This window comes from Desulfonauticus submarinus, from assembly GCF_900104045.1.
Taxonomy (GTDB): domain Bacteria; phylum Desulfobacterota; class Desulfovibrionia; order Desulfovibrionales; family Desulfonatronovibrionaceae; genus Desulfonauticus; species Desulfonauticus submarinus.
In genome coordinates, this window is sequence record NZ_FNIN01000003.1 from 1 (window position 1) to 12059 (window position 12059).

11 protein-coding genes are annotated in these 12059 nt (G+C 32.7%); 3 read left to right on the top strand and 8 right to left on the bottom strand.

Annotated features, from left to right (window positions below; genetic code table 11):
• The 3 genes from BLP60_RS04270 to BLP60_RS04280 form a co-directional block, all read left to right on the top strand.
• Positions 1-317, top strand: a 317-nt coding sequence (locus BLP60_RS04270; protein ID WP_143338912.1) for a CBS domain-containing protein, incomplete at its 5' end; no start/stop codon positions are given.
• A 12-nt stretch (positions 318-329) separates the two neighbouring features.
• Positions 330-1664, top strand: coding sequence for an ArsB/NhaD family transporter (locus BLP60_RS04275; RefSeq protein ID WP_092063970.1), 1335 nt, complete (start codon positions 330-332; stop codon positions 1662-1664).
• A gap of 56 nt (positions 1665-1720) precedes the next feature.
• Positions 1721-3643: a KUP/HAK/KT family potassium transporter gene (locus BLP60_RS04280; protein ID WP_092063973.1), complete on the top strand. Its 1923-nt coding sequence runs from the start codon at positions 1721-1723 to the stop codon at positions 3641-3643.
• Here BLP60_RS04280 and BLP60_RS04285 read toward each other — a convergent pair.
• From BLP60_RS04285 to xseA, 8 genes are all read right to left on the bottom strand, one after another.
• Complete coding sequence (locus BLP60_RS04285; protein ID WP_092063976.1) at positions 3627-4454, bottom strand: 2Fe-2S iron-sulfur cluster-binding protein; 828 nt, start codon at positions 4452-4454, stop codon at positions 3627-3629. The genes BLP60_RS04280 and BLP60_RS04285 overlap by 17 nt on opposite strands.
• Positions 4455-4467: 13 nt before the next feature.
• Positions 4468-6333 carry an NADH-quinone oxidoreductase subunit NuoF gene (locus BLP60_RS04290; RefSeq protein ID WP_092063979.1) on the bottom strand — a complete coding sequence of 622 codons (1866 nt, stop codon included), beginning with the start codon at positions 6331-6333 and terminating at the stop codon, positions 4468-4470.
• 2 nt (positions 6334-6335) lie between these two features.
• On the bottom strand, positions 6336-6830 hold the full coding sequence (locus BLP60_RS04295) for an NADH-quinone oxidoreductase subunit NuoE family protein (protein WP_092063991.1): 495 nt from the start codon (positions 6828-6830) through the stop codon (positions 6336-6338).
• 1 nt (position 6831) lies between these two features.
• A complete protein-coding gene (locus BLP60_RS04300) occupies positions 6832-7350 on the bottom strand; it encodes a 4Fe-4S dicluster domain-containing protein (RefSeq protein ID WP_092063994.1) in 519 nt (172 codons plus the stop codon).
• A gap of 119 nt (positions 7351-7469) precedes the next feature.
• Complete coding sequence (gene selB / locus BLP60_RS04305; RefSeq protein ID WP_092063997.1) at positions 7470-9377, bottom strand: selenocysteine-specific translation elongation factor; 1908 nt, start codon at positions 9375-9377, stop codon at positions 7470-7472.
• A 15-nt stretch (positions 9378-9392) separates the two neighbouring features.
• The gene (locus BLP60_RS04310; protein ID WP_092064000.1) at positions 9393-9758 is read right to left on the bottom strand and encodes a hypothetical protein; all 366 of its coding nucleotides are present in this window, start codon (positions 9756-9758) and stop codon (positions 9393-9395) included.
• A gap of 20 nt (positions 9759-9778) precedes the next feature.
• Positions 9779-10630 carry a M23 family metallopeptidase gene (locus BLP60_RS04315; protein ID WP_092064003.1) on the bottom strand — a complete coding sequence of 284 codons (852 nt, stop codon included), beginning with the start codon at positions 10628-10630 and terminating at the stop codon, positions 9779-9781.
• Positions 10602-11951 carry an exodeoxyribonuclease VII large subunit gene (gene xseA, locus BLP60_RS04320; protein WP_092064006.1) on the bottom strand — a complete coding sequence of 450 codons (1350 nt, stop codon included), beginning with the start codon at positions 11949-11951 and terminating at the stop codon, positions 10602-10604. The genes BLP60_RS04315 and xseA overlap by 29 nt, the downstream gene beginning before the upstream one ends.
• Between the last annotated feature and the right edge of the window lie 108 nt (positions 11952-12059).

The following is a 12059-nucleotide window of genomic DNA, read 5'->3' on the forward strand; positions in this document are numbered from 1 at the left end:
TAAGAAAATGCATTGAAAAGGTAGAGGCTAAAAAAGCAAAAGATATTATGATTACTGAGTTTGTTTATTTAAAACCTACTGATCATGTTATGGAAGCTGAGGCCTTGATTGTAGAAAGAGGAATTAATTCTTTGCCAGTTTTAGATGAAAACAAAAGACTGGTGGGCGAGGTCAATCGCAGAGATATTTTAGCCTACTTTTCTAGTATCTGCGAGTACTGTGCCTTAAAAAATTTCCAAGCTGTGGATGTTAGTACCATTGATTGTCCTGAAAAAATTCAAGAGTGCTATGCCAAGCTAATTGCAGAAGAACAATAAAGGAGGACTTTAATGTTTTGGACAGCTACACTCATTTTTATCATTGCTTATGCAGTGATTGTCTCGGAAAAGATACATAAAACAAAGGTGGCTCTTTTTGGCGCAGCCTTAATGTTAATCTTTAAAATCCTACTACAACATGAAGCCTTTCATGACATTGAACTAGGCGTGGATTGGAATGTTATCTTTTTACTTATTTCGATGATGATTATTATTAATGTCATGACTAAAACTGGCGTCTTTCAATATGTAGCTATTAAATCTGCTAAATTTGCCAAAGGAGAACCCTTTAAAATTATGGCTATTTTCGCCATTATTACTGCCATTGGCTCGGCCTTTTTAGATAATGTCACTACTGTCTTACTCCTAGCTCCGGTTACTTTACTTATTGCTGAACAATTAGAGGTTGATCCTGTTCCTTATCTTATCACTGAGGCATTAGCATCTAATATTGGAGGTACTGCAACACTTATCGGAGATCCTCCTAATATCATGATCGCATCTAAAGCAGGGCTCAATTTTATGGATTTTATTATCCATCTTACTCCTGCAATTATTATCATCTTTACTGCTTGGTTAATTGTTTGGAAGTTTATCTTTGCCAAAAGACTGCATGTAAAAGAAGAAAATAAAAAGAAAATTATGGCTATGAATGAAAACGAACTTATCACTGATCCTCTTCTGCTCAAAAAATCTCTCGCAATCCTAGGTTTAACCATTGTAGGCTTTATCTTGCATGGCTTCTTTCACTATGAACCAGCTACTGTAGCCCTTATGGGTGCAGCTACTTTACTCCTCATCTCTGGAGAAAATCCACATGATATTCTCGCTGAAGTAGAATGGCCTACTATCTTCTTCTTTATCGGCCTTTTTATTATCATTGGCGGTATCGTAAAAGTAGGTCTTGTAGAACTCATGTCTAAAAAAATGATCGACTTAACTAACCCTCAACCCAATAATATGCTCACACTCTCTATGGTTATGGTCTGGTTCTCTGGAATTGCCTCTGCCATTGTAGATAATATCCCCTTTGTCGCTACCATGAACCCTCTTCTCATTGACATGGTCCACCAAGTATATGGATTAACCTCCCAAGCTACCATGGAACATATCCAACATGCCGCCATGATGCCTGTCTGGTGGTCTCTAGCTCTTGGCGCTTGCCTCGGCGGTAACGGCTCGCCTATCGGCGCTTCCGCTAACGTCATCGTCGTCGGAATGAGCGAAAAAGCAGGTCACCCCATCTCCTTCATCAGATTCCTTAAATATGGAGCTGCTGTTACAGCTATGTCTCTTTTACTATCCACCATTTATATTTATATACGTTACTATGTTTTAGGAATATAATATCTTTTCTCTTCAGGGGACAAAAGTCCCCTGAAAGAGAAAAAAAGGAATCTAATATGGAATCAATATTAGAAGAAGAAAGCTCTAAACAAATAGGAACACTTTTTCTTGCTTATTTGGCTATCGGTGGAATCTTAGGAGATATTGGAACTTCTCCTTTATATGTTATTTCTTTAACTTTTAAAAACTTAACTATTTCTAAAGAAAATGTAATGGGAGTATTGTCCTTAATCTTTTGGTCTTTTATGTTTCTATCGGCTAAATATGCGGGACTAGCTCTTAATTTAGATAACGATGGAGAGGGTGGGACATTTACTCTTATGCATCTTATTCAAACAGAGGCCAATAAATTAAAAAAATCTATTCTCAGATATAAATTTACTTTTATCATAGGGTTTGCATCTATTCTCTCCATGATTTGTGGTGCACTATTACTTAGCGATGGAGTTATTACACCTTCAATTTCTGTTTTAGCAGCTGTAGAAGGCATTGAGGTAATCTATCCCCATTTAGCAGAATTTATTTTACCCATTGCCACAATAATTTTATGTGCCCTATTTTTCCTGCAAAAACGAGGTACAGAAAAAATAGCTAAACTCTTTTCACCTATTATTATTGTCTGGTTTGTATCCATTGGGCTTGTAGGATTAAAAAATTTGGTAGAGATGCCTTGTTTATTAAAATCCATTAACCCATATTATGCGCTTCATTTTATACTATCTCATCCTTTAAGTATAGTGTTCCCTATTTTAGGCTATGTAGTATTATGTATCACAGGTGGAGAAGCACTTTATGCAGATGAAGCCCATTATTCCAAACCAGCTATTCGCATAGCATGGGGAGTAGCTGCTATTTGTCTCTTAATCAATTACTTAGGGCAAGGAGCTTTTATCTTAAAACATCCTCAATCTCAAAATCCATTTTTTGATATGAGTCTTCCTTTTGGGCATGCATTTTATATATATCTTTTAATCTTAGCGACCTTAGCTGCTATCATAGCCAGCCAGGCTATGATTACAGGCTCGTTTTCTACTTATAAACAAGCAATGGAGCTCCGTATGCTTCCACGTGTAGAAATCAGAAATACTTCTCATAAAACAGCAGGGCAGATATATATTCCTACTGTAAATCGCGCCATGTTTTTAGCCTGTCTCACTACAGTATTTATATTTAAAAAATCAGACGCCTTAGGTGATGCGTATGGCCTTGCTGTGACAGGTGCCTTTATTGGAACAACTTTAATGATGACCATGCTTTTATTTTTAAAAAACTATCAACAACAAAAAAAGTTCTTTATGATTTTACCACTGCTTTGCATTTTTTTGATGTTTGATTCTGCTTTTTTCTTTTCTAACCTTGGAAAAATTCCAACTGGAGGATGGTTTCCTCTAATTATAGCTACTTTCTTGGTTCTGACAATGCTTGCTTGGAAACATGGATCTTTACTTCTATATTATGCCATACCCAAAATGCCTTTAAAAAAATTTGTAAATACAATAAAAGAAGAAAAACCTCTTGTTTTAAAAGGTACAAATATATACATGACTTTAAACCCAAATGAGGTTCCTGGATGTCTTTTAGAAGAGGTAAAAGAAGGGTGGATAAAACAGACTGTACTTTTTGTTAGTGTGCAAAACACCCATCTTCCTTGGGGCATTCATTATGAAAAAAAATTATTAATAAAAATGAAAGATATTGAAATATATCAAATTATAATAAATAAAGGTTATATGAGGCTTTTTGTAAATGTTCCTAATATTATAAAAACCCTTGGTTTTGAAACACAACCACGACGTTTTGTATTTAGCCTTTGGAATCCAATTATTACAGAAACTAGCTGGAAAAAATTACTGCTTCAATACTTTCGATTAATTTACAAAAATACCTCTTCTTTAACTACAAGATTTGCTATCCCCACTGAAGAATTATTATATATAGGAAAAGATATTAAATTGTCTTTCCCTAAAAATAAGAGCTAATTATATCTCCAGATTCTTCTCTATCCCAATCATCAAATGCAAAAAGGGCATCTTTTGCGCCATCTTCAAACTCAGATGCCATATTTTTACGTTTACATTGGGCACACAATTTAGGATATGCCAGAACCATTTTATGGCCAAATTTTCTACGACTAAAGGCAAGATTCTTTTTGGTAGTAATAGGTGCACCACATTCCTCGCAAAAAATCAACTCATGTTCAGCAATAAGTTTAGAACCCATTTTAATTTGGCGAATATGTTTATTATCCAGTAATTTAATATGTCCTGTAGGACAGACAGAAGCACAAGCACCACATCCCACACATGTCTCTGAAAGTTCTTCAAAAGGAGTTGTCATATGAAAATCATAGCTTCTATCAGCCATACACAAGGCTGATACTACATGTTCAGAACACACTCTCACACATAATCCGCATCTAATACAATTATCAGCTACAAAACATTCATATTTATGCTTTATTCCATATTGGTCTGCTAATTTTAGCAATACATCAGAAGAAGGACATCTTGTTAAAAGAAGTTCTACAATAACTCTTCTACCTTCTCGGACCAGGTCTGTATCTGTATATACCTCTAAACCGCTTTTAATGGGAAAATTACAAGCAGTAACTAACTTACTCCTACCTCTATCCTTTACTTCTACGGTGCAAATTCTACACATTCCTTTTGGATCTACTGCTGGATGATTACAAAGGGTAGGAATATATATGTTATACCTTTTAGCTACATCTAAAATATACTCTCCTTCTCTACCTTCAACTTCTATATTATCAATTTTAAAATTTATCATTTTAAACTCCTACCTAATTGGAATTACCTGGCATTGGATGAATACTATCAAAATTACAAGTACGATAACATTCCCCACATTTAATACACAAAGAAGTATCAAGTATATGTGGTTGTTTTTTTTCACCTTTAATTGCATCAACAGGACACTTTCTAGCACATATACCACACCCAACACACTTAGTTTCATCAATTTTAAACTGAAAGAGTTCTTTACAAACCCCAGACCGACAAAATTTATTTTCTATATGTTCTAAATATTCATCCTCAAAATACTTCAAAGTGCTCAGTACAGGGTTAGGAGCAGACTTTCCAAGACCACATAAAGAAAATCCTTGCATTACCTTTCCTAAACTTTTTAATTTTTCTATATCTTCTTTATTGCCTTTACCTTTAGTAATTCTATCCAAAATCTCTTCCATTTGCACTAATCCCTCTCGACAAGGTACACATTGCCCACAGGACTCTTCCACTAGAAAATGAACAAAATACCTAGCAACATCTACCATACAATTAGTTTGATCCATTACTATCATTCCACCAGACCCCATAATAGAACCAAGTTCGCTTAAACGCTCAAAGTCCACAGGCTCTTCTAAATATTTAGCAGGGATACAACCTCCAGAAGGTCCACCTGTTTGTACTGCTTTAAGTTTTCTATTTTTAGGAGTACCTCCTCCTATCTCATAAATAATAGTCTTCAAAGAAGTTCCCATAGGAACTTCTACTAATCCTACATTATTAACAGAACCTGTTAAGGCAAAAACTTTTGTGCCCTTTGATTTTTCTGTACCTAAATTAGCAAACCATTCCCACCCATTTACTATAATATCTGGAACATTAGCATAGGTCTCTACATTATTTAAATTAGAAGGAGAGTTACGAAATCCCTTTTCCACAGAACGAATATATTTGGCCCTTGGTCTTCCAACCCTTCCTTCTAAAGAAGCCATTAGAGCTGTTGATTCTCCGCAAACAAAAGCTCCTGCCCCTGTGGAAATTTTCAAATCAAAAGAAAATTCTGTACCTAAAATATTTTTGCCTAATAAACCTAAGGATCTTGCTTGTTCTATAGCTCTAGTAAGAGTTTTCACAGCAAGAGGATATTCAAACCTCACATAAATATATCCTTGCTTTGCTCCTATAGCATAAGCAGCTATCAACATTCCTTCTAAAACTCTATGAGGATCTCCTTCTAAAATAGAACGATCCATAAACGCACCAGGATCTCCTTCATCAGCATTACAAATAACATATCTTTCACCTTCATAAGAAGCACAATATTGCCATTTTAATCCTGTTGGAAATCCTGCTCCACCAAGACCCCTCAGACCTGATTTTTTTACTTCTTCAATAACCTCTGCAGGAGTCAAAGAACTTAAAACTTTTACTAAACCTTGATAAGATCCATGCAAAATAGCTTCATCTATCTCAAAAGGATCAATCTCTCCAATATTTTTTAAAACGCGTCTTGTTTGCCTAGAATAAAAAGGTATTTCATGAGCTTTAGGAATTCTCTTTTTGCTCCTAGCATCTTTGTAAAGTAAAGAGGGAATAAGCTCTCCCTTTTTAATAGTTTTCTCTATAATTTCATCAACATCCTTTAATTTTACTCTTTGATAATAAATATCTTCTGGAAATAAAATAACTAATGGCCCTCTCGAACAGAAACCATGACATCCTGTAGCCTTAATCTGAGGTTTCACCTTTATATCTAAACCACTTTGTTTAATTTTTTTCTTAAAAGCCTCTAATACTTCGACACTTCCACTAGCTTGACATCCCGTTCCACAACAAATGGTAATAAGTGAACTTGTATTATCATTCTCACTCTTTAATTTTTGATAATATTCTTTAAACTTATCAATTGAACTTAACATAATTATTCCCCTTGGGACAATTCTTGTATCACTTTATTTAATTCATTTTGATTAGTATTTGGGTAATACTTTCCATCAACTACAGACACCATTGCTAAAGCACATGCTCCCACGCAATTAACCGTCTCAATTGTAAAATTTCCATCCTCTGTTGTTTCTCCTGGAGAAATATTCAAATCTTTACATATATTTTTTACTACCTTGTCACTACCTTTTAAATGACAAGCTGTTCCCGTACAAATTTGAATTATATGCTTTCCTCTTGGTTTTAAACTAAATGAAGAATAAAAAGTAACTACTTCATAAATATGAGAAATTGGTAAGTTTAATTTTTTAGAGACATAAAGCAATGCATCCTTTGGCAGGAAATTATATTCTTTTTGTATAGATTGTAAAATCATTATAAGATTTTCTACATTACATTTATATTCAACATCTATAATATTGTCTAGAATCTTAAAATCTATTTCTATTTTTTTACATTTGCAATTGCCCATACTATCTCCTTTCTAACATAGAAAGAGGTTCTTGAACAACCTGTAAATCATATAATTTGGTATTTATCTCTTCTAAAGTTCCAAAGTGTAAACAACCTGTGGTACAATTTTCTACACATACAGGCTGCAATCCCTGCTCCAGTCTATCCACACAAAAATCACATTTAACTACAGTATTAGTAGTTGGATCCCATTGAGGCGCTCCAAAAGGACATGCAACTATACAACTCTTACACCCAATACACAGAGACCTATCCAAAGAGACTATGCCGTCCTTTTCTCTTCTAGCTAAAGCACCTGTAGGACATGCCTTTACACACCAAGGATTATCGCATTGAAAACAAGAAAGAAAAATATTTGCTACTTTTACTTTTCCCTGAATTATTTTTGGTCCAAAAGTAAAAATCTGACAAGGCTTGGGAATAGGGCTAGTCAACTGTTTGTTTTGCTTACAATGAACCTGACAACTCAAACACCCTATACATTTAGAACGATCATGAAAAAGATAATACTTACTCATCTCCCCTCCACCTTTTTTTGATTTTGGGGTAATATTATTCCATATTTTTTTTTGCTGTCAATTAAAAGGAAAGATTTGTCAGGTTAACGTTATCTATTTTCCATAAACGGTTGTTAGACTCAACTTTTTTTCCTAAGAACCCGTTTATCACCTATTCTCATGGTTATTTTTTGGCGATCAAAATACTCTAAAAGGGGAATAGTATACTTCCGAGACAAGCCAGTAATAGATTTAAAATCAGCAAGAGTCATTTCCTGTTGTTTGGCAAAAAAATCTAAAAGCAACTGCTTAAGTTTTTCTGCTATTGAAACTGCATAATAAAAGTTATTATTTATTTTAACTATTTTCTTTTCTTTCTCTAAAAGAGCTAAAATTTCATTTAATTCCTTAGTATCTAGCTTAAATTTATCCTTAATTTCTTTAAAATTGGGAGGATTAAAGCCAGATGTTTCTATTATCTTAAATATTCTCTCTAATAAATCTCTCTTTTCACCTTTTACTTTTACTTTATGTGAAAACAATTTAATAAATTTATTTTCTATCTTTATCTTATTTTCTTTTGTTAATTTATCTATCAGAAAATTAACTAATTTATCAGAATAATTTTTACCCCAACTTGAAAGAAGTTGACTCCTAGTTATACCTTCTAACAATTCATTTTTACTATGAAATTGAGTTAAAAAATCTAATAAACTGTTGCTTAATTTTTCTACTACTCTTTTTCCTACATACAATTTTATATCTTTTTCCACCAGAAAAACTTCCTGTTTAGAGCTTAAAATTTGTAGCTCCTTTTGCAAATCTTTACTTCTCAAATTAGTTAAAATTAAAAGTTGATCAAAATTAAGTCCTTTTATTCCCTGTCTATTTAAAACATTTAAAATGAGCTGACTAGCATTAAGATTAACTAGATTTTTAAAATATTTTATTTCTGGTGAACGTCTTTTTAAAGATACAGACATAGGATCTAAAACAATACCACCACCAATAGTTCGCAAAGGGGAAAATGAACGAATAACAAACCTATCTTGAAATACCCCCACCATTGGTTCAGGAAATCTGACTTGTGCAAGCGCTTTTTCTCCTGGCTTTAACTCATCTCTATCCAAAAGATAAATTCTAGCTAAAATTTCTTTTGAACCATGATGAAAATGAATTTCTGTTCTATGTTTAAGTGGTTTAGCCGCGGTGGAAAGACAATGCAATTCAATTGTCCACACTTTAGAAGGAAACAATGTTCCTGGTCTTGCTAAAACATTTCCTCTGTCTATCTTTTCTTTTTCTATACCTTGAAGATTTAAGGCTGTTCTTTCTCCTGCCTGAGCAACTTCTTTACTTTCAGAATGTACTTGAACACTTCTAACTTTTGCTAAAATACCTTTTGGATATATTTCTATATCTTCTCCTGTTTTAATTTTTCCTGAAATTGTAGTCCCAGTAATAACAGTTCCATGTCCATGTAAGGTGAATACTCTATCTACAGGCAACCTAAAAACATCAAAAATTCTATTTTTCCTTATCTTTTGAACCTGTTCTAAAATAACTTGTTGCAACTCTTGCAAACCTTTTCCAGTATGAGAAGAAACAGACACAATTGGAGCATCTCTTAAAAATGTATTCTTTAAATACTCTTGCACTTCTTCTTTAACTAAAGTTAACCATTCCTCATCTACCATATCCACTTTGGTTAATACGACCAGCCCTCTGTTAATTCCTAAAAGCGAACATATTTCTAAATGTTCCTCTGTTTGGGGCATAATTCCTTCATCTGCAGCTACCACCAAAAGAACAAAATCAATACCAGCCGCTCCTGCAACCATATTCTTAACAAACTTCTCATGTCCAGGAACGTCTACAATACTAACCCTTGTTCCATCTGGTAAATCCAAGTACGCAAAACCCAATTCAATAGTTATTCCTCGCTTTTTTTCTTCTGCCAATCTATCACAATCTATCCCTGTTAACGCCTTGATAAGGGTAGTTTTGCCATGATCAATATGACCAGCAGTTCCCATAACTATTGGCATAAAAAACTCCTTTTATTATCCTTTATTTAATAATAAAATAATTTTTTCATACTTTTTAGGAATCAATACTTTATTGCCTAAAGCATATTTAGGAATAATAATATTTTTTACTAATTTATCAATCCACAATTTAGAAACAGAAATCTCTCTAAAATAAAAAAAGTTTGTCTTGTCAGAGCAAATTATCTTATATCCTCTTACACAAATAAATATATTTTCCTTTTCACCTTTTAAATATAACTGTATATAAATACTCTTATTCTTAGAATCTAATCTTATCTCTTTTGCTTCTCCGTATTCTTTTATTTTTTCATTAATAAAAGTTAATATCAAAAAAGAAACTGCTCTATCTTTTCCAAAAGTTAAAATATCTTTTAACATATCTAATTCTCTTTAGAAACCTAGTTACTCTTAAACAAAGGTATTGGATTTACTGCTCTACCCAAAACAAATAAACCAAAATGTAAATGTGGTCCTGTGGCTCTGCCTGTTTTCCCAGCTAAACCAATAATCTGTCCTGCTTGCACTATCTGGCCCTTTTTAACTTTAAATCTATTTAAATGCATATATAAGGAGTATACTCCAAGACCATGATCTACAACAACTGTATTTCCACCAAAAAACATTTCCTTAATCAGAACAACCTTTCCTTTAGAAAAGGATCTAATAGGCGTATTTAATTTTGCTCTAAAATCAACACCTCTATGATAAGAACGTATATTCCCATTTAACACTCTTTTTACCCCAAAAGGAGATATTACTTTCCCTTGAACTGGTCTGATAATTTTATTTAACAGTTGGTATGGTGTAATCCTGGTTAAAATAAAATTTAATTCTTTTTTTTCTTTTTGTATTCTTTTTAAAGTATAAGAATCAAAATAAACCATTTTTTTAGGCAAAGTTAAATATTGCACAGCAAATCTTTTAATTATTGGACTAATTTCATATCTTTCTTTTTTTATTATATCTTTTTCTAAATAAAAAATTTTTAATACTTTTATTTTTTGCTCTCCAATATTCATGCCCAATAAAACTTTAGTCTGTCCTTTCTTATTAAGTGGAAGAGTTAAAACTTTTTTATCATATTCTATCCATAAAGCATCTACTGTATCTGAATAATCAAAAACAACCTCAAAAACATCTCCCTGAGATACCTGGGTAGGACAAGTTATTTTTACTTTTGCAAATGCTAATGAAATCCAACATAATAGTATAAACCATATACTAACAAATTTTAGCTTCTTTACTTCCATCTTTTACTCTAATCTCCACTTTTTCTCCTGTTTTTAATTGACGAATACTCTTTACAATCTCTCCACTACTTTTAATCTTAACTAGACTATAGCCTCTATTTAAGGGCAAAAACGGATCTAAGTTAGAAATTTGATTATTGAGAAGTTTTAACTGATTCTCTTTTTTAGTTAACAATTGTAAACAGTTTTGAATTAAATTCTCTTCCAACCCTCTGATCTTCTGAAAATATAGTTTAAAATATTCAGGACTAAAAAAAGATACTATTTTTTGTTCTAACGCACTGAAGTCCTTTATTTTTCTTGTTAAAAATAAGTTAAATTTATTTTCCAAAATTAATTGAAAGGAATTAAACTTATCTTCTAAAGACTCTATTTTTTTAAAGGGATTTAAAAAAGAAAATTCTCTTATTTTGTTACTCAAATTATGTTCCTTTTTATATAAAAAACCGTCAATAGCTTGCCATAAATTTTCCTCTAACTGCTGGACTTTAGAAAATAATTCTTGTTTTTTCATCCACAAAAGTTGAGGAACATGGCTAGGAGTAGATGCTCTTTTATCTGCAACCAAATCAGCAATAGTTGTATCTATTTCATGCCCAATACCTGTAATAATAGGAATCTTAGAGGAAAAAATTGCCCGAGCTACTTCTTCTGTATTAAAAGACCATAAGTCTTCTAAAGATCCTCCCCCTCTAATTAAAACCAATACTTCAGCTTTTGCATGAATATTAGCAATTTCAATTGCTTTTACTATCTGAGAAATACTCTCTTCTCCTTGAACGCTTGTAGGATAAAGGATAAACCTCTTTTCAAGCCCATATTGACTACTTATAGTAAGAAAGTCTTGCAATGCCGCAGAGTTTGGAGCAGTAATAACTCCAACAATTGTAGGATTAAAAGGTATTTCTTTTTTAGTGTCAGGAGAAAACAAACCTTCTTGTGCTAATTTTTCTTTCAACTTTTCAAAAGCCAAAAACAAAGTACCAGTTCCTACTTCTTGGACAAACTCTATAATTAACTGATAACGTCCTCTAGGAGGATATACATTTAATCTACCCGCACAAAGTACTTCTTGCCCATCTTTAAGCAACGTTTTAAGCTTAGAAAATCCTAGCTGATTTCCTTTAAACCAAACTACATCTAAACATGCACCTTCATCTTTTAAAGTAAAATAAATGTGGCCAGATGAGGCAACAGTATAGTTAGAAATCTGTCCCTTAACCCACACAAAAGGAAACTTACTTTCTAAAATATCCTTAATACCTTGAGTAAGTTCAGAAACTGAAAAAATATATGGGGATGAATTTATTATCTTATCCATATTAAAACCATAAAGTTAATCTTCTAATTTAGCTTACAAGTTAACTAAATAGATAGCAACCTTATCAAAAGGGTTATTCTACCTAATATTCTACTCGACCTTTAAACT